Origin of the sequence: Chitinophaga sp. GbtcB8, assembly GCF_019091455.1 — a bacterium.
GTDB lineage: Bacteria > Bacteroidota > Bacteroidia > Chitinophagales > Chitinophagaceae > Chitinophaga.
Genome location: NZ_JAGXJN010000026.1, coordinates 16,143 through 34,432 on the forward strand (window position 1 = coordinate 16,143; position 18,290 = coordinate 34,432).

15 protein-coding genes are annotated in these 18,290 nt (G+C 49.5%); 7 read left to right on the forward strand and 8 right to left on the reverse strand.

Going from position 1 to position 18,290, the window contains the following annotated elements:
* Positions 1-45 precede the first annotated feature (45 nt).
* Complete coding sequence (locus KVT36_RS20795; protein WP_217605373.1) at positions 46-276, reverse strand: hypothetical protein; 231 nt, start codon at positions 274-276, stop codon at positions 46-48.
* A 257-nt stretch (positions 277-533) separates the two neighbouring features.
* On the opposite strand from KVT36_RS20795, the gene KVT36_RS20800 reads away from it, so the two are divergent.
* The 6 genes from KVT36_RS20800 (at position 534) to KVT36_RS20825 (ending at position 5,572) form a co-directional block, all read left to right on the forward strand.
* Positions 534-1,742, forward strand: coding sequence for a DUF763 domain-containing protein (locus KVT36_RS20800; protein WP_217605374.1), 1,209 nt, complete (start codon positions 534-536; stop codon positions 1,740-1,742).
* A gap of 260 nt (positions 1,743-2,002) precedes the next feature.
* Entirely contained in the window at positions 2,003-2,422 is a 420-nt protein-coding gene (locus tag KVT36_RS20805; RefSeq protein ID WP_217605375.1) for a DUF6496 domain-containing protein, read from the forward strand.
* 9 nt (positions 2,423-2,431) lie between these two features.
* Positions 2,432-3,127 carry a deoxyribonuclease V gene (nfi, locus tag KVT36_RS20810; RefSeq protein WP_217605376.1) on the forward strand — a complete coding sequence of 232 codons (696 nt, stop codon included), beginning with the start codon at positions 2,432-2,434 and terminating at the stop codon, positions 3,125-3,127.
* A gap of 323 nt (positions 3,128-3,450) precedes the next feature.
* Positions 3,451-4,524 carry a ParM/StbA family protein gene (locus KVT36_RS20815; RefSeq protein ID WP_217605377.1) on the forward strand — a complete coding sequence of 358 codons (1,074 nt, stop codon included), beginning with the start codon at positions 3,451-3,453 and terminating at the stop codon, positions 4,522-4,524.
* Complete coding sequence (locus tag KVT36_RS20820) at positions 4,524-4,985, forward strand: polymer-forming cytoskeletal protein (protein ID WP_217605378.1); 462 nt, start codon at positions 4,524-4,526, stop codon at positions 4,983-4,985. The genes KVT36_RS20815 and KVT36_RS20820 overlap by 1 nt, the downstream gene beginning before the upstream one ends.
* Before the next feature lie 206 nt (positions 4,986-5,191).
* Positions 5,192-5,572, forward strand: coding sequence for an iron chaperone (locus tag KVT36_RS20825; protein ID WP_254640120.1), 381 nt, complete (start codon positions 5,192-5,194; stop codon positions 5,570-5,572).
* A gap of 34 nt (positions 5,573-5,606) precedes the next feature.
* On the opposite strand, the gene KVT36_RS20830 is transcribed toward KVT36_RS20825, so the two are convergent.
* The 7 genes from KVT36_RS20830 to KVT36_RS20860 all read right to left on the reverse strand — a co-directional run bounded on the left by KVT36_RS20830 (position 5,607) and on the right by KVT36_RS20860 (position 17,020).
* Positions 5,607-6,491, reverse strand: coding sequence for an alpha/beta fold hydrolase (locus tag KVT36_RS20830; protein WP_217605379.1), 885 nt, complete (start codon positions 6,489-6,491; stop codon positions 5,607-5,609).
* A gap of 41 nt (positions 6,492-6,532) precedes the next feature.
* On the reverse strand, positions 6,533-7,735 hold the full coding sequence (locus KVT36_RS20835; RefSeq protein WP_217605380.1) for an AGE family epimerase/isomerase: 1,203 nt from the start codon (positions 7,733-7,735) through the stop codon (positions 6,533-6,535).
* Positions 7,707-8,909, reverse strand: a complete 1,203-nt coding sequence (locus tag KVT36_RS20840; RefSeq protein WP_217605381.1) for a glycosidase — start codon at positions 8,907-8,909, stop codon at positions 7,707-7,709. Before KVT36_RS20840 ends, KVT36_RS20835 begins: the two co-directional genes overlap by 29 nt.
* Positions 8,910-8,943: 34 nt before the next feature.
* Positions 8,944-10,776, reverse strand: a complete 1,833-nt coding sequence (locus KVT36_RS20845) for a sodium:solute symporter family protein (protein ID WP_217605382.1) — start codon at positions 10,774-10,776, stop codon at positions 8,944-8,946.
* A 77-nt stretch (positions 10,777-10,853) separates the two neighbouring features.
* Positions 10,854-11,990, reverse strand: a complete 1,137-nt coding sequence (locus tag KVT36_RS20850; RefSeq protein WP_217605383.1) for a glycoside hydrolase family 26 protein — start codon at positions 11,988-11,990, stop codon at positions 10,854-10,856.
* Positions 11,991-12,255: 265 nt separating this feature from the next.
* A complete protein-coding gene (locus KVT36_RS20855) occupies positions 12,256-13,839 on the reverse strand; it encodes a RagB/SusD family nutrient uptake outer membrane protein (RefSeq protein ID WP_217605384.1) in 1,584 nt (527 codons plus the stop codon).
* A 28-nt stretch (positions 13,840-13,867) separates the two neighbouring features.
* Positions 13,868-17,020, reverse strand: coding sequence for a TonB-dependent receptor (locus KVT36_RS20860; protein ID WP_217605385.1), 3,153 nt, complete (start codon positions 17,018-17,020; stop codon positions 13,868-13,870).
* Between the two features lie 212 nt (positions 17,021-17,232).
* Here KVT36_RS20860 and KVT36_RS20865 point away from each other — a divergent pair, with 212 nt between their 5' ends.
* Positions 17,233-18,123, forward strand: a complete 891-nt coding sequence (locus KVT36_RS20865) for an AraC family transcriptional regulator (protein ID WP_254640121.1) — start codon at positions 17,233-17,235, stop codon at positions 18,121-18,123.
* Positions 18,124-18,290: the final 167 nt, after the last annotated feature.

Genomic DNA, 18,290 nt, shown 5'->3' on the forward strand with positions numbered 1-18,290 from the left:
GTGTCGTGAAATATTAGCTACAAAGTGGGATCAAAACGCCACAATTTAATGTTGCGTTGTATCCGGTGGCATGGTGGCAGCTGTGTCGCGATTCATGGTCGAAGTGTCGCGCATAGCCCCTGAAGTATCCTGTATTACACTGGAAGTATCTGTTTCCGTACCGCTGCTGCTTTCCTTAGAACTGCCGCAGGCAAAGAGGAACAGGCTAATCATCATGGCCAGGCAAAGTGTTATGCACAATTTATAGATCGATGGTTTTTCAATTCTGATATTCATTACAGGAAATTTTTTTGAGTTAGCATTATCGTCATTCCGGGAGAATAGGGAAATAATTGTGCCAAGGGGGGAAAGAACTAATTACGAATTACTCAATTACGAATTACGAATTGGATGGAGCATGTAAGGAATATTACAGATTGCGATACAATTACTGGTCTGGTGGCTGTTGTTGGATTACCGGTTTGGAACGGAGAGATCTTAAATGTGCTCAACGCAATTCGTAATTGATACTTCGTAATTCGTAATTTTGTCCTGTGTCTTATGCTGATCTTCCGCTACATTATGGGCAAGTGCCACCCTGGCTGGCCCGCAGAATGGCCCTGTTAGGGGGCGCCATTGTAGAAGCGATTGTGCTGCAATACGGTAAGGGTGAAGTATTACGCCGCCTGAGCGATCCCTGCTGGTTCCAGGCGCTGGGTTGTGTAATGGGTATGGACTGGCATTCCTCCGGCATCACTACCAGCGTAATGGGCGCTTTGAAGAAATCCGTGAATCCCATGTCCGGCGAGCTGGGTATTTACATTTGCGGGGGTAAAGGCCGCCACTCACGGGAAACACCGGCGGAGCTGCAGGTGATCGCAGAACGCACAGGCCTGCCTGGCGATCTGCTGGTGCGCAGCAGCAGGCTCTCCGCCAAGGTAGATAATACTGCTGTACAGGATGGGTTCCAGATATACCTGCACTCCTTTGTAGTATCTGATACAGGAGAATGGGCTGTGATACAGCAAGGGATGAACGATGCCAGCGGCATGGCCCGGCGTTACCACTGGCACTCCGCTACCCTGCCCTCTTTTACAGAAACGCCGCATACCTTTATTTACGGGCAAAACCAGGGGCAGATCCTTAACCTTACTGATAAAGGCGCTACACCGGCCAAATCAGGCCTGCTGCAAATGGTGCAGGAAGGGCCTGACCGTATGCTGCCTGAAATACGCAAGCTGGTAATGCCCTCCCACCACGATGTACGTGCCATGGACGTAGACCTTAAACGCCTGGGCAGCGTGCTGGCAGTAGCGCACGAACGGGGGCTGCATGATTTTGAATCCCTGCTGCTGCTGGAAGGTGTGGGGCCCCGCACCATTCAATCCCTTACGCTGGTAAGCGAAGTAATATATGGTACCCCCTCCCGCTTTACGGATCCTGCAAGATTTTCGTTTGCCCATGGGGGTAAGGACGGGCATCCCTTCCCGGTACCCACTAAGGTATATGATGAAACCATCCAGGTGCTGCGCAGCGCTGTAGACAAATCAAAGCTGGGGCAAACGGATAAGCAGGAAGCCATCCGCAAGTTATCCGTACTGTCTGAAAAGCTGGAAAAGGACTTTATACCCAATGAAAACTTTCAGCAGGTAATTGAACGGGAAAGAAATACCTCCTGGATGTATGGCGGCCGTACCGTAATGGGCAAAGCCAAACCACCTGCTAAAAAAGATAAGGACGATCCCCAGCTGAAACTCTTCTAACCCTTTATTTCCAGGGAATTGATTTACGCGATATGAGGTAAGGTTTACACAAACCTGTAAGCCCGTAAAATGATGTAGGGTTTTATGTAGGGGGGACGGGTTGCGCACGGGTTGCATACGGGTTACGGGGCCTTTTTAGGAGGGAAGCATACCAATAACACCCGAATGGCGCCCCGGTTTTTCCGGTCAGGCATCTTAAAGGGATAAGGAACAGCTTTGTTTTGGTCTTTTTTTTGGACTGTTCACTAAAACATTGATATATGGCACGTTATTCAAAAAAATCACAGGACACCGTTGGTGATGCCCTTCACCGGGAAAAGAAAGGAACGCTGCGCAGCGGCCGTAGTGGTAAAAAAGTAACCAGCCGCAAACAGGCCATTGCTATCGGCTTATCTGAAGCCAGGGAAAAAGGCGCGAAAGTGCCGGATGCCCCGAAGGGTAAAAAGGCGGCAGCTAAAAAAGGAACGGCTACGCGTAAACGCGCTACCACCAAAAAGGCAGCAGCAAAGAAAGGTACCCGCAGCAGCACCGCTAAAACAGCTACCCGTAAACGGGCTACTACCAAAAAAGCAGCATCCGGACGGGCAAAGTCCAGGAAAACAGCCGGTAAAAAAGCAGCGGCTACCCGCCGTAAGAGCAGCACCAGCCGTAAACGGGCCAGCACAAAAAAGGCATCTTAATATGCTGATATGCACGACCCATTGAATTATGATACCCTCACCATACCGGAAGCCACCCGCCTGCAGCAAACGTTACGGGAACAATTACTGATACAGGAACGCGATTTTCCCATTAACATCATAGGCGGCGCCGACATCTCCTTTAATAAATACAGCACTACCGTGTATGCGGGTATTGTGTTGCTTAGCTTCCCGGCCTTACAACCGGTAGGTTACAGCCTGGTAAAAAAAGAAGTGTTATTCCCATACGTACCCGGCTACCTGGCCTTCCGGGAGGTACCTGCTTTGCTGGAAGCCTGGCAGCAGCTGCCCCTGAAACCGGATGTGCTGGTGGCAGACGGGCATGGGATTGCACACCCGCGGCGTATGGGCATTGCAGCGCACTTTGGCACAGTAAGCGGACAGGCAACTTTGGGATGCGCCAAGAAAAAGCTATTCGGCAAATATGTGGAGCCCGCATTGGAAAAGGGCGCCTATACGCCGCTGCTGGATAAAGAGGAAGTATTAGGCGTGGTATTACGTACCAAAACCGGTGTGCAGCCCGTGTTCATCTCCCCTGGTTATAAGCTGGATGTGCGCAGCAGCCTGGCTATCATCAGCCAGTGTACAGGGCGTTACCGTCTGCCGGAACCAACGAGGTATGCGCACAATGTCGTGAACAGGTTCAGGCTTGGGGAATTGGAGGAAGGGTATACGGAGGTGTAAGAAATAATAATTAAGCATTGAATGCAGCGGATGAATGATTTTGCCTGATGGTTATATGGTTTTTGTTGAAATTAGCTGCCAGAAAGGGTTTGGGCGATGAGGCGAATAGGTTTTGTTTGTGAAAAGGGTTGCTTAAACAAGCTATCAGGGGTTATAAGTATGGAGTAAAAAAGGCGGGCATATGTATGCTGGTTAAGGGAGAGTTAAAATTTAAATATTTTTTATATTAGAAGTTATTAGGAATCAATATATTTTATATCTTGTAGCAGCTTAGAGTACAAGCTCACACTATTCCTATTGATTTTAATAACTGACTATCTAATATGAAAGCGTCAACAATTAGCTTCCCAAGTGTTTTTGAAACTGCTTTTGGCAACACTGAAAATTCGTCACGCGATCTACTGAATGGTATTAAGGTAAAAAAGGATGATACCTGGTACATGGTAGGTAATCTTGCTAAACGTGGCGGCATTAACCCGGGCCGTATCACCAACGCGGCGCCGCTGGAAGTTGATTATGATATTTTGTTCAAAGCAGCTATGGTAAACATTGCTGATAAGGTGCAGCAGCCTATGTCCATTACAATGGGCTTCCCCTTCTCTACTTACAACATTTACAAACAGGTGGCAGAGCAGTACTTAAGCAAGCGCCATTTCCTGATAGAATACGATACACAAACCTTTAACACCAAAGGCGCGGTAAAAAAAGCCATGCTGGATGTGGAGAAGTATGAGATCATCCCGGAAATTGTGGGGGGCATTATTGGGTTAAAGAAAACCATTGGCGATCCTAACCTGGACAATTTCATTGCCGTGAGCTTTGGTTTTGGTACCATTGAAGGCGGTATGGCTACAGGTGATGGTTTGATAAACCGTACCTGCTTCAGCTCCCATGGTATTAAATATGCCATTAACAACCTTTCCCGCGAGCTGAATCAAAAGTACTACCTGGATATGAAGAATGAGCACCAGCTGGATGATGCGTTCATGAAAGGCTCCATCTTCACTAACCGTAAAAGAATTGACCTGAAAGAGGCACGTAAAGGCGTGCTGACCCAATATTACCGGGAAGTAGTATCCCCTTTGATGCGTCAGTATTTTACTGACCTTGATTTTGAGCAGTGCAGTAAAATTTACCTGATGGGTGGTGGTGCACATTACCGTGAATTAACGGATGCTTTTGTAGAGGAATTCCGGGATTTTATACCTGTGGAAGTTGCGCCTTCCCCGGAAAACCTGATGAGCATTGGCTACCTGTATAATTCACTCCGCATCTCTGACAATAAACCGCAGCGAAGCGTAGGGGTTGACCTGGGAAATGCTTCATCAATCATTTCTATTTTTGACGAGGAAAAAGTAAATTTATCAGGCAGCGCAACTGCAAGTGCAATTAACTAATGTCTACAATTACAGATCGTTTATGGAGCGCCTTCTCAAAAGGCCGATTTTTATTGCCACGGCAGGTGGTGGTACAGGGCTCTATTGAAGCCACTATCCCCGGCCGTATTGATGGCAACGTAAAAGGCGATGTGAAAACGGAAGGTATGCTGGTCATTGGCCCGGAAGGCAGCGTAAGAGGTAATGTGTATGCCACTGACCTGGTTACTTATGGTAAGATTTACGGTGATATTTATATCAGCAACAAAGCGGTGGTCAGCAACGAAGCTTATGTAAAAGGCGACGTGAATGCCGTGGTGCTGGAAGTAAAGGAAGGCGCCGTAATTGAAGGGGCCATACGCAAGAACATTTCCGCCAGGCATGAACCAGATCCGCTGAAACCTGCAGATGCAGAAGCAGATACCCCGGAAGTGGAAAAAGTGGTGAAACCACCGGAGGAAGAAAGAGCAAGCTGGTTTTAATTAATTACGAATTGGGTAGTGGAATTTGGAGAGTGTATGTGAGATAAAGAAGTAATTAGAGTGACATAAAATATTAGAAATGGATCAATCTTAGATTGGTCCATTTTGTTTTAGGGGTAGTTTGTCGTGATCTCCCCCTTTAATGTCGTGATCGGGTGCTGTTTATGTTGGTGCAGGAGATTAGTTTTGTGATATAATCACTGATAATGGCAAACACTATGAAAAACGCGCCGGCGGAAAGCATTGATGCATATATTGCTGCGTTCCCGGCTGATGTTCAGAAGGTGCTTGAAGAGATCCGTGTTACGGTGCAAAAGGCCGCGCCGGATGCGGAAGAAACTATAAAGTATGCGATGCCTACATTTACCCTGCATGGTAACCTGCTGCATTTTGCGGCGTTCAAAAAGCATATCGGGTTTTACCCGGTACCACAGGGGAATGCGGCTTTTGATGATGAGCTGTCAAAGTATAAACAGGGAAAAGGATCTGTGCAGTTTCCGCTGGATAAACCAATGCCCTTAGCCCTGATCACCCGGCTGGTAAAATTCCTGGTAAAAAGGAACCTGGAAAAAGCGAAGCAGAAATAAATGCGGCTACAGTGTAAAACAGCCCCTACGGATCTTACTTAAACCGCTCTATTAATGCAGCAGCCACTGCTTCCGGCGCTTCACGGGGCTGAAAGTGGCCTACTCCTTCCAACACTACACGGTGAAAGCTATTGGAGAAATATTCCTCTACATTGTCAAAACCTGCAGGATCATCGCAGTTATCTGCTGCGCCTATAATTACCAGCGCAGGCTGATCCAGCTTTTCAATGGATAACATTTTATGCTGCAGGTAATCATAACGGGGATCTGTAGCTTCCTTATTAGTAAAGCGGCTGCGGTAACCGTTCAGTGTAATGGCTGTCCAGTCGGGGTTTTTAAAGCTCTCTGCCGTTTGCTGGAACTCCTGCTCCTCATACCAGCCGGCGGGGCTCCAGGTATCCCACTGGATCTTTGCAAAGCCAATAGGATCCTTTTTCACTGCTGCGGCGCCGGCATCCACACACATAAACCATTGATACCAGAACTGGCGTGCCTGCGGGAACGGTGGTACGGCAAATTCTCCGTGCGGCTGAAAGGTTAATGCCATTACGGCCAGGCTTTTTACCCGTTGGGGAAACAATGCGGCCAGCAAATAAGCGGCACGTCCGCCCCAGTCGTGGCCGGCTACGTAAAACTCATTGATCTGTAATACATCTGCCAGGTCAATTACGTCCTGTGCCAGCGCAAAACCACGTCCATCGCGGGTGCTGCTGGCAGCCAGGAAATGGGTGGGGCCAAAACCGCGCAGGTAAGGCGTAATGGTACGCAGGCCTGCCTGGTGTAATATGGGGGCTACCTTTTGCCAGCCGCGCACGTCGTCCGGCCAGCCATGTAATAAAAATACAACGGGACCGTCAGGAGGTCCTTCATCCAGGTAAGCGATTTCCAGCAGTTCTGTTTTTGCAGTGAGCAGGCTCATAAACGTGTTTTACGTTCTGCAACAATTAACAGGCCACATTACTACTCCTTCAGCTCATCCACTCTCCGCATTACCTCCATACATGCGCGGCTGTTATGGTACGGGCATTTCCAGAACCCGGCTTTATCCTGGTGGGGCATCACCTGCAGGTTAGCCGTTACGCCCCAATACCACTCCCCTTCCTTTTTATCCAGGATGTATTTTTTTATAAACTCCCAGCTGTTCAGGGAATGCTGCAGATAGCTCTGCTGCCCGCTTTGCTCATAGGCCTGTAAAAAGCCAACCATGGCCTCTGCCTGCACCCACCAGTGTTTATCCGCATCGGTATGCTGTGTGGCCGGCTCATATTCATTCTTCAAACCGCCATTGGCATCCAGCCCTTCTGCGGCTGCATTGGCCAGGGCCATGCTTACGGCTTTTACCTGCTGGGTAAGCTCGCTGTCATTTAAAAGAGCTGCTGCTTCCGGCAGCAGCCAGGCAGCTTCTATATCGTGTCCATAGGAAAAAACGGTGGATGGGTGCTGCCAGTTCGCATCAAAGAACAGGATCTGATGATGCGTTTGTGCATTCACGATATGATCAATGAACACTTTTATAAGATAGTACAGCTGCGTGCGCAGGCCGGCATCCGGCCATACGCGGTATAAATTCGTGTAGGCTTCCAGCACGTGCAGATGGGTGTTCATGGTTTTATCTGCATTGGCATCCTTGTTACTGAGCCTTGTATCGGAAATGCGCTGCCACTCCTGCGAGAAAGCATCTATATATCCTTTACGCTGCGGGTCAAAGCTGTAACGTTCCAGCAGGCGGTAAATATCAATGGCCCAATCTAATGCTGCCTGCTCTTTTGTGTGATGGTAGTATTCACTGAGTGCGTAAATGCTGAAGGCCTGTCCGTACACCTGTTTGCGGGTATCCAGCGGTTTACCGTCAGCAGCTACGGACCAGTAGGTGCCGCCATGTGCTGTATCGCGAAAATGCTGCTGCAGGTAATCATAGGCGCGTTTGGCCAATGATAACCATTCTTTGTTCTGATCAAAACCATAGGCGGCTGAGAAGGTCCACAGGATGCGGCTATTCAGCACTGCACCTTTAGGTGCATTAGGCTGTACTTCGTTGGCATTATTGAGGGCGCCGTAAAAGCCGCCCTGCTGCTCATCTACAGTATGCTTTTGCCAGTAATGCAGAATGTTGTACAGCTCCTGTTTTACTTCCTCACGGTAACGAGTAAGCGGCGTTTGCATGTGCCAGGTATTGTTTATTGGTGTTAATGATCTGGTGAATGGTGTGTACGGTTTTTGCCGAACGGCCGCCATCAGCGGGCGTATGTACTACATAATCCAGCAGCTGTTCAATGGTGGTAACGGCGACGTGCATACGCGTATCGGATGATCCGTAATACATAAATACTTTTCCGTCATCATCAGCAATCCACCCGTTGGAGAATACTACGTTAGATACATCGCCTACGCGCTCCTCCCCTTCCGGCGCCAGGAAATAACCGGTGGGCTTGTGGGTGATGCGCGTCAGATCATGCAGGTCTGTGAGGAACATGTATAACACGTAACGCAGTCCTGCCGCAGTATTGCGCACCCCATGCGCCAGGTGCAGCCAGCCCTGTTTGGTTTTAATGGGCGCGGGCCCCAGGCCGTTCTTTACTTCATATACGGTGTGGTAGGCTTTTCCATCCAGGATGCTTTCTGCTGTTATTACGGCATGGGTAATATCCTTACACAATCCAAATCCAATGCCACCGCCGGTACCGGCGTTTATAAAACCATCCTGCGGGCGGGTGTAGAATGCGTACTGGCCCTGCACAAATTCAGGGTGCAGCACTACATTGCGCTGCTGGGGCGAGGGTGTTTCCAGGTCTGGCAGGCGCTCCCAGGTTTGCAGGTCTTTGGTGCGGGTTATACCGCATTTTGCCAATGCTGCAGACTGGTCGTAGGCGGGTGCTGCGGGATCGCGGCGCTCTGTGCAGAACAGGCCGTAAACATAACCATCTTCATGGGTGGTGAGGCGTATGTCGTAGATATTAATATCGGGATCGTCTGTTTCAGGGATCACTGCGGGGTATTCCCAGAAGCGGAAGTTATCCACGCCATTATCGCTTTCCGCTATAGCAAAAAATGATTTGCGGTCCACTCCTTCCACACGGGCCATCATCAGGTATTTATCCTTCCATTTAATAGCGCCGGCGTTAAAGGTGCCGTTGATGCCAAAACGTTCCATCAGGAATGGGTTGGTGGATGGGTTCAGATCGTACCGCCAGTACAGTGGTGCGTGGGCGCCGGTGAGCACGGGATAGCGGTAACGCTGGAAGATGCCGTTACCGGGTGTAAGCGGTTCATTTGGCCGGGCCAGCAGGGCCTCATGCTGTGTTTTAAGTTGAGAGAGTCTTTCAGAAAAAAAGTTCATAACGTAATAATTAAGTGAAGGGTGTGCTTCACGGTTAAATGTTTTGCTCATCCAGGTGCTTCCACCAGGTTTTTCTAAGCGTAATACATACAATAACAAGTATAATAACGGTTACGGCTAATGGAAGCCGCATAGAGAGTACTGCATAAATGGGTAATAGTGTAAGGCAGATCTGCGCGGTAATACCCAGCAGCACATTGAACATATCCGTACCAAAACGTTTGTTGGGCCTGAACCCGGGATCATCCGCCATTACCTGCGCCTGTACCGGGCCCCAGAACCCCCAGGGTTTTACGGTGCGGTAAAAATGTTTCAGGGTATCCATATCCGTTGCAGGGGCTGCGTAAGTACCCAGGATACAGCCTGCTACAGAAATGAGGAAGATAAGCGGAAAATAATACAGCCCCAGGGTATGGGGGAACAGCTGCGGAAAAATGAGCGCAGGCACAATACCGGCCAGCATGCCCCAGAAAAAACCGCTGCCGTTAAAGCGCCACCAATGCCACTTTAATACATTGGCTGCTACATAACCGCCATAAAGTGCAGATACGATCCATTGCAGAATGCTGTTCACATCCCGTGCAAACAATCCCAGCACAATACTTACCAGCGTTACCAGTATACCGGACAGGTAGTTCATAGCAGTGATGCTGCGGTTAGCTGCATTGGGCTGCAGGTATTTCAGGTAAATATCATTTACGATATAGGCCTGCGCTGCATTCAGCGTACCGGCAAAGGTACCCATAAAGGCTGCCAGCAAACCCGCCAGCAGCAAGCCGGTGAGGCCTACGGGCACAAAATTGGAAATAGCGGAAGGCAGGATCTTTTCAAAGTCAATGCCCTGGGGTGTGCTTAAATTCAGCTGGTTGTAATACAACAGGGCCAGCACGGCAAAACCAATGATCATGGCATAACGTACCGGTATCAGCACCACGGATACAATGCCGCTCATCATGGAGGCTTCTTTGGGCGAGCGGGTGGAAAGGATCTTCTGCATATCGTAATTAGGCGCAGGACCGGCCAGGCTGGCCAGGATACCTTTGAACACCATCATCATAAAGAAGATACCAAAGAGGGAGAAACCATCGCTTTTAATTTTTTCATTCACTTCTCTTATCTGTTGGCTCCAGTCCAGCTGCAGGCGCCAGTTAAAGAACGGTGTGTGCCAGCCGTCCGGTACGGGCAGCTGCCTGCCGGCCAGGTTGCGGTAAGCAATAATGGCAATGGTTACTGCTGCCACGCTCATGATCAGGTACTTCAGCACATCGGCCCATACTACGCTGGTCATGCCGCCCATTACGGCATAGAACACGGCAAAGAGCGTGAACACAATTCCATAAAAATGCGGTACGTACTGCGCGCTGACCGTAAAGGGTACATAAGGCTGCACTACCTGCCAGGGCACAAAGATCTCCACAAATTTGCCCAGGCCAATAAAACCATAGGCCAGGAATCCCAGGCAGCTGATGAGCGCAAAGATCACCACAATAGTATGTGACAGCGAGGTGCCCCTGCCCTTTCCAAAACGGGTGCTGATCCACTCTGCGCCGGTGGTAACATTAGAGCGGCGCAGCCAGGCAGAGAGGTACACCATCATAAATACCTGGTTAAAGGAGGGCCATAACCAGGGGAACCAGATGCTTTTTAAACCGTATACAAAGGCCAGGGTCACCATCCACATGGTGCCTGAAATGTCGAACATATCGGAGGCATTGGAGAGGCCCAGCAGGTACCAGGGCAGTGATTTGCCGCCCAGCATGTAGGCATCCTTGCTGGCTTTGGCGCGCTTTTTCAATATAACGCCAATGGCTATAGTGGCCAGCAGGTATACGAGGATGATGATCAGGTCAATAGTGGCGAGTTTCATTTGGTTTTTTTATGAGCGGAAAGCAGAAAGCATAAAGCAAAAAGGGATTGGCGCGAAGGAATGGCGTTTGCCGAACCCTAGCTTTTTGCTTTGGGCTTTATGCTTTCAGCTTTAAGTTCCGGGCTTTCTGCTTTATCCTTTATGCTTTTTGCTTCCTCCAGGAAAAGCGTATGTTCGTTTGCGTGAAATTTTTTAAAGTCTTCGGCGCTGGCCTGGCCGGGATAGGGCGCGTAGTAATGATCCGGGCGGCCGTTGCGCCATACCAGCACATAGGATAATTTATAATCTTGCAGTACCGGTAACAGGGTTTGCGTCCACCAGCTTGCTTCCGGGATCCTTTCCAGGCCGGTTTCCGTGAGGGCCGGGATCATGCCGTGTGCGGCCGCTACCTCCTGTAAAACGTGTAAGCGCTCCCGTAATAAATGCTGATAATCTGCTGCGCTGCTGCTTTGATACAGATCAAAGCCTATTATGTCCACAAAATCATCGCCGGGCCAGCGTTCCAGGTAATCCTTTTCATTATTGAAATCCGCTGCAGAATAGGCAAACAGCAGGTTATGCACATGCTTTTGAATTTGCAGGTAATTTATGGTGTATTGCCATAAGGTTCTGAACTCCATGGAGGTACACTGGTGCTGTCCCCACCAGAACCAGCTGCCGGTGTGCTCATGAAAAGGACGGAAGATCACGGGTATAAGCGTACCATCGCCGGCTTTCAGCGACAGCATAAAATCTGCCAGCTTATCCAGCCAGGCGGTGTAGGTAGCGCTGCTGCTGCCGCCTGGCAGTATAGCGGTAACGGCCAGCGAGGTATCCCAGGCAGAACCGCCGGTAGCAGGATTATTCCCATGCCAGCTTAATGTATTAATACCACCGCTTTCATATACCATGCGGATATAAGACCGCAGGCTATCAAAAGGTACGCTGTCCAGGTTATGGCTGCGGCCCAGCTCAAGATGGCCCAGGTCCCAGCCGTAAACGGCCGGGCCATCCCCGCAGACAGATCTTACATCTGAACGGCCAAACTCATATTTCCAGCCAACACCATAGGCCAGATCATCCTGGTGACCGAACATAATGCCACGCTGCATAAGCTTATACAGGCGCTGGTGCAGCTGTTTGGCTGCAGGCGTAGCCTGAGGGTCAGACTGGGAGTAAGACTGCGTATGGAAGAAAAGCGAGAACAGTAAGAGTGCGAGGAAACGGGAAGCCATGGATTATGAATTACAAATTGTCAATTACGGCCCACCCAAAGCGGGCCATGAATGCCATTGAAAAGACATTATGGTATGAATAATTACGAATTGAATGCAGCGGATATTTTAATTGCAAATTATTATGTAATGAATAATTACGCATTAGATACAGTGAACGTGGAAATAATTGTGAATTGGAAATTACGAATTACGAACGAAAGATAGTAGCCGTTTAAACTATAACCCTGTTCTACTGCATTCGTAATTGCCAATTCGTAATTAACTAATATCCCGGGTTATTCACCGGTATCAGCTTGTTCCCTGCTATTTCTTCCTGCGCAATGGGGTACAGCTTCTGGTATTCCAGGCGCGGGCGGCCGGCGGCGTTCATGGTTTGCAGCCAGGTGCCCCAGCGGGTAAGGTCCCAGCGGCGCTGAAATTCGCCGTAGAGCTCAAACCTTCTTTCATTGCGCACTTTTTGCCGGAAGGTATCTTTGGAAAGGCCGGATACCGGGGCCAGTCCGGCGCGGGCACGTACTGCATTAATAGCCGTATAGGCGAGGGCGGTAGGGCCGCTTACTTCGTTCTCTGCTTCGGCTAAGATCAGCAGTACATCTGCATACCGTAAGATGATCGGGTCGTTGCCATTTTCATCTTTAGCCTGTGCATTAGGATCAGTATACTTAAGGCTGTAGTAACGCGGAGAGCCATAGATGGTAGCACCATTGAGCGTGTAGGTATTTTGCCCGTAACCACCGCCGCCATCATACTCGCCGCCCCAGGTGCCGTTGCTTTGCAGCACTGCGCCTGCCGGCAGCTGGGAGATCTGGTAGTAGGTAGCATTACCCTGGTCTTTCCAGGTGGTCCACAGGGCGCTGCCAAAAGCTACACGTTTATCGCCGGCTTCAAACTGGTTGTAAAAATCTGTGCGCAGGCTTACCCAGCCACCGCTGCCGCCACCGCTGTAAAAACCGGGAGGTGAAAAATAACCGGGCAGCTCTGCACCCTGGTTGGGTGAGTGTGTAGCGGGAATGGCAAAGAGTATTTCGTTGCTGCGGGATTGGGTAGCTTCATCAAAGAGCTTCATGTATGATGTTTCCAGTGCAGGGTAGCCGTTGGCATCTGCCAGATCTTTTACCGCTTTGGCCATGGCTGCGGCTTGTGCAAAGTACTGGGTTTGTTTCAGCTCATCGCCGGCCATGTGCATATAGGCTTTTGCCAATAACCCCAGCGCCGCGGGTTTGGTAGGGCGTCCGCGGTCGTTGTCGCTATAACCTTCACCGCCATACGTAAGCGGCAAAAGGTCCGCTGCTTCTTTCAGATCTGTCTCTACCTGTTTGTACACATCTGCTACCGGGCTGCGGGCCAGGTCCATAGATTGTTCGGGCGTGTAGGCTTCTAAACGCAGGGGCACTGCGCCATACCGTTTTACCAGCTCAAAATAGCAGAACCCGCGCAGGAACAGGGCTTCACCACGTATGCGGCTTATCAGCGCAGCATCGCCGGTAACCTGTTTAGCATATTTCAGCACCAGGTTGGCGCGCTGCACTGCGTAGTAATAACCTGTCCAGGGGCGTTGTATGTACCACTGGCCGGCCTGGTTGCCGCTGTAACCGCCTGCCAGCCAGTTATCCAGCAGCAGGTCATCATCTTCCCCCAGCACGGATTGCCAGGCGGGCGAGATCCAGAGGTTCCAGGTCATCAGGTTCTTGTATACGCCGTTCACGCCCAGCAGCAGCTCCTGGTCTGTCTGGTAAAAGGTTTCCGGGTCTTTAAAATCATATACTTTTTCTTCCAGGGCTTTTTTGCAGGATACCGTGGCCCCTATGGCCAGCGCGGCAAAAGCTATGGTGAGTAACTTGTTCATGTGTGCATGTTTTTCTCTGTGGAATAATTTACAGGCCTACGTTTACGCCTACACTAATAGTTCTGGATTGCGGGTAGCTGCCCAGGTCTACCCCACGCATATTGGCATTTTCAAAGGCGCTTACTTCCGGATCATAACCTTTGTATTTGGTAAAGGTGGCCAGGTTCACAGCATTCAGATATACGCGCAGGCTGGAAATACCTTTGATGCGCGGGAAGTTGTAGCCCAGCTGCACATTCTTGATCCTTACATAGGAGCCATCTTCCAGGAACAGGCGGGAGAAGCGGCTGGCCGTGGTATTGGCCTGGTTAGCCTGTATCACGGTATTGCTGGTGCCCTCCCCTCTCCAAACCTGGTCATACACATATTTGGGTATGTTGCCGGAGCCGCTGAGGGTGTAAAAGTTCAGCAGGTTGCTGTTCAATACATCATTGCCCTGCACACCGGTGAGCAGGATGCTCAGGTCAAAATTTTTGAAGCTCAGGTTATTGGTAAAACCCCAGGTATAGTCCGGGTTAATATCGCCTATCACGGTGCGGTCCAGGTCATTAATGGCGCCGTCGTTGTTGCGGTCTTTAAAACGGGTTTGCCCAATTTTGGCATCGGATTGTACGCTTTTATAATCATCCACCTCTTTCTGGTTCTGGAAAATACCATCTGTTTCATAACCATATACAGCGCCAATGGGCAAGCCCACTTTTTGTATAAAGGGTTTTACATCCAGCCCGTAACCTGCGCCCAGCCTGTCTGCAAACTGTTCCTGCACATTACCCAGGTCTGTGATCTTATTGCGGTTTATGGAAAAGTTGGCGGCTACATTCCATTTAAAATCGCCATTAAAAATGGCGCTGCCCAATTCCAGCTCAATTCCTTTATTACGTACACTGCCTGAGTTAATGGCCAGGTTGGTATAACCGCTGGTGGGTGGTAAGGTGATCTGCTGCAGCAGGTCGCGGGTATTACGCTGGTATACGTTCACCGTAAAATTAAAGCGGTCTGCAAAGGCTGCATCTAACCCTATGTTGTATTGCCCGCTATGCTCCCAGCCCAGGTCTTTATTGGGCAACGTGGTTTCATCTACACCGGATATAACCTGGTTGGCCATGTTGGCAATTACGCCGGAAAGCACGCCCTTGGAGGCATAGGGGGAAATGGCCTGGTTGCCGGATTCGCCATAGCTCAGGCGCAGCTTCAGGTCAGAGAACACATTCATGTCTTTAATAAAAGCTTCTTCGCTCATACGCCAGGCCAGCGCTACGGAGTGGAAGTAATCCCATTTTTTACCTTCTGCCAAACGGGAAGAGCCGTCTGCACGGAAGGTGTAGGTAAACAGGTATTTATCTGCAAAGTTATAGTTGGCGCGGCCAATGAAAGAGGCCAGCTGCCATTGCTGCGTGCCGGAAGTGGTAGGCGCAGTGGAAAGGCCGTCCTGCAGGCGGTAATAGGCCAGCTTATCGTCCGGGAAGTTGCGGGATTCCGAGGTGCGGTAACGGCTCATGCTACGCTCATAGGAAAAACCGCCCAGGAAGTCGAAACGGTGTTTGTCTATCTCATGTTTATAGGTCAGTAAATTTTCCGTGAGTATGCTGGTATAACTGCTGTTACTTACAATGGCCTTACCATTGGTGGCGCGGCCTTCTGATACAGTGCGCGGGTAGTAGGTTTCATTCAGCTGCTCAAAATAGTTGGCGCCCAGGCGGGTCTGGAACATCAGGCCTTTGGCAAGATCCACATAAGCATTAAAACCGCCAAAACCGGAGGTAACGGTTTGTTTGGCCAGCACTTCATCCGTATACCGCAGCGGGTTGGCGCCAAAACGGTTAAAGATGTCCTGTGAAACGGTGCGGTCATTTTTATAATCTATTACGTGCACCTGGTTATTACTGTCAACGGTGTAGTACGGAATGGGCTGATAGTTTAACGCACCCCTTACAATACCGCCTTCCAAACCTGCGGTGGTAGCGGATGTGCGCACCAGTGCATTGGTAGAGCGGGTAAGCGACAGGTTGGTAGAAATTTTAACGCGGTCCAGCACCTGGTTATCGAGGTTAACACGCACGCCCCCACGTTTATACTGGGAGCCTTTGATCACGCCCTGCTGCACCAGGTAGTTGCCCATTACGGCATAGGTGTTTTTGTCATTACCGCCGGATACGCCCAGCTCATAGTTCTGGATATGCGCTGTGCGGTATATTTCATCCTGCCAGTTTATGCCTTCGCCAAAATTCTGTTTGATCTGATCCGGTGACAGCTTGCCGTTAGTGCCGCTATAAGGCAGGTCGTTATCAGAGAAGCCGGCATTCTTATAGGCTTCATTCACATACTCAGCATACTGGTAGGCATTCAGCATTTCCAGCTTTTTGGTAACGGTGGCAATGCCCTGAGAAGTATTAAAAGTAATGCGGCCCTTGCCTGCTTTCCCTTTTTTAGTGGTGATAAGCACTACACCGTTGGCGCCGCGGGAGCCGTAAATAGCGGTGGCAGAGGCATCTTTTAATACTTCAATGGATTCAATGTCGGCCGGTGAAATGGACGACAGCACATTGGTATTGGTAAGGATGTTGTGGTTAGGCTCCTGTGCGCCCATCTGGTTAATGGAGGCGCGCGCATTGGCTACAGGCACACCATCAATTACATACAGGGGCTCTGCGCTGCCTAATAAGGTGCTGGTGCCACGCACCTGTACGCTGATGCCGCCGCCGGGAGCTGCATCGTTCTGGGAAACGGCCACCCCTGCTATGCGGCCCTGGAGGCCCTGTTCCAGAGAGCTAACGGCAGATTTGGTGATCTCTGTGCCTTTAATAGATGCTACAGTACCGGTAAGGTCACGCTTTTTTACCTGGCCGTAACCTACCACTACTACATCCGTTAAATTAGTGTTGGAATATAACAGGCTAACGTTAATGGTACTACGCTGTTTAACAGGGATCTCCTGTGGTTCCATGCCTGTAAAAGTTACCAGCAGCGTTCCGGCTCCTTCGGGTAATTGTAATGTGTATTTTCCCTTGTTATCGGCCACAGTGGCTACCTGCGTGTTTTTCACGCGAATGGTGGCACCGGGAAGCGGGTTGTTTTTGTCGTCCGTAATAGCGCCGGTAACGGTTCTGCTTTGCGCAGCAAGGGATAGCCCATACAGCAACAGTACAATGCTGCAGGTGGAAACTTTTTGTAAGAGTTTCATAACGAAAGAATTTGATCCAAAACTAATCTTAATACACACTCCTTATTTGTACTTTTTTATCTTCTTATTATCAGATTGTATCGTTATTGAAAAGGCGATAAAAGTGAATACATGGTGAATGCCTGTAAACAGGGCGCTTGATAAATTTGCCCCGGGGAATATGGGGTGGTATTATTTTATCCATTATATTTGAGTATATAAGCTCCACTGTTATGAATCACGCAGCCATCACCAGCAACATTCTGCGGGAAATTACCCCGCTTACCCAGAGCGATTGTTTCATGATCTTTGCCCGCAGCAAGCATAAATTTGATTTTCCCTTACATTATCATGAAGAATTTGAGCTGAACCTGATCTTAAATGCAAAGGGTGCGCAGCGCATAGTAGGCGATCATATAGATACTATCGGAACAGAGGAGCTGGTGCTGGTAGGCCCTAACCTGAACCATGGCTGGTTTACGCATGAATGCCGCAGCAAGGAAATCACGGAGATCACCATCCAGTTTCACCGCGACCTGTTTGATGATAAGCTGCTGCGTAAGAACCAGCTAAGCTTTATGCGGGTGATGTTTGAAAAGGCGGCTAACGGCATCCTGTTTTCCCCGGACACCATCAAACAGCTCACTCCCCGCCTGCTGACGCTGAACCAGAAAGCGGGATTTGATTCGGTGCTGGAGCTGATGTCCATCCTGCACGACCTGTCTATTTCCCGCAACATGCGCACGTTGTCGGACACCACTTTTCATAAGGGTTTGTTTAACCATAACAGCCGGCGCATTGAGAAGGCCTTCGAGTACATGAATATTAATTACGACAAAGCCATCAGCCTTACAGATGTGGCAAAGCTGGTAAGTATGACGGAGGTTTCGTTCAGCCGTTTCATTAAGAAGTGCACCGGCAATACGTTTATTGACAGCCTGAATGAGATCCGGCTGGGGCATGCCTGCCGCCTGCTGGTGAATACTACACATGCGGTGGCTGAAATATCCTATAAGTGCGGGTTTAACAATATATCTAACTTTAACCGCCTGTTTAAAAAGAAGAAAGGTTGTACGCCTAAACAGTTCAGGGAAAGCTTGAGCGGAACAAGAACGTTTATTTGAGAGAGCGGAAAGCTGAAAGCTGATTGAGGCGATTTGCTTGCTTTTTACTTTTGACCTTCTTGTTTAGGTAACTCTCCCTGCTTTCTGCTTTATCCTTTCTCCTTTCCGCTTTCTTAATCTAGGTTAATGGTCATAACCCTTGCCTTTCGGAAATTTGTGTTATCAAA

Excerpts from the sequence above, each read along its gene's own strand:
- KVT36_RS20795 (WP_217605373.1), bottom strand. The coding sequence starts at position 276 with ATGAATATCAGAATTGAAAAACCATCGATCTATAAATTGTGCATAACA.
- KVT36_RS20805 (WP_217605375.1), top strand. The coding sequence starts at position 2,003 with ATGGCACGTTATTCAAAAAAATCACAGGACACCGTTGGTGATGCCCTT.
- nfi (WP_217605376.1), top strand. The coding sequence starts at position 2,432 with ATGCACGACCCATTGAATTATGATACCCTCACCATACCGGAAGCCACC.
- KVT36_RS20815 (WP_217605377.1), top strand. The coding sequence starts at position 3,451 with ATGAAAGCGTCAACAATTAGCTTCCCAAGTGTTTTTGAAACTGCTTTT.
- KVT36_RS20820 (WP_217605378.1), top strand. The coding sequence starts at position 4,524 with ATGTCTACAATTACAGATCGTTTATGGAGCGCCTTCTCAAAAGGCCGA.
- KVT36_RS20825 (WP_254640120.1), top strand. The coding sequence starts at position 5,192 with ATGGCAAACACTATGAAAAACGCGCCGGCGGAAAGCATTGATGCATAT.
- KVT36_RS20830 (WP_217605379.1), bottom strand. The coding sequence starts at position 6,491 with ATGAGCCTGCTCACTGCAAAAACAGAACTGCTGGAAATCGCTTACCTG.
- KVT36_RS20835 (WP_217605380.1), bottom strand. The coding sequence starts at position 7,735 with ATGCAAACGCCGCTTACTCGTTACCGTGAGGAAGTAAAACAGGAGCTG.
- KVT36_RS20840 (WP_217605381.1), bottom strand. The coding sequence starts at position 8,909 with ATGAACTTTTTTTCTGAAAGACTCTCTCAACTTAAAACACAGCATGAG.
- KVT36_RS20845 (WP_217605382.1), bottom strand. The coding sequence starts at position 10,776 with ATGAAACTCGCCACTATTGACCTGATCATCATCCTCGTATACCTGCTG.
- KVT36_RS20850 (WP_217605383.1), bottom strand. The coding sequence starts at position 11,990 with ATGGCTTCCCGTTTCCTCGCACTCTTACTGTTCTCGCTTTTCTTCCAT.
- KVT36_RS20855 (WP_217605384.1), bottom strand. The coding sequence starts at position 13,839 with ATGAACAAGTTACTCACCATAGCTTTTGCCGCGCTGGCCATAGGGGCC.
- KVT36_RS20860 (WP_217605385.1), bottom strand. The coding sequence starts at position 17,020 with ATGAAACTCTTACAAAAAGTTTCCACCTGCAGCATTGTACTGTTGCTG.
- KVT36_RS20865 (WP_254640121.1), top strand. The coding sequence starts at position 17,233 with ATGAATCACGCAGCCATCACCAGCAACATTCTGCGGGAAATTACCCCG.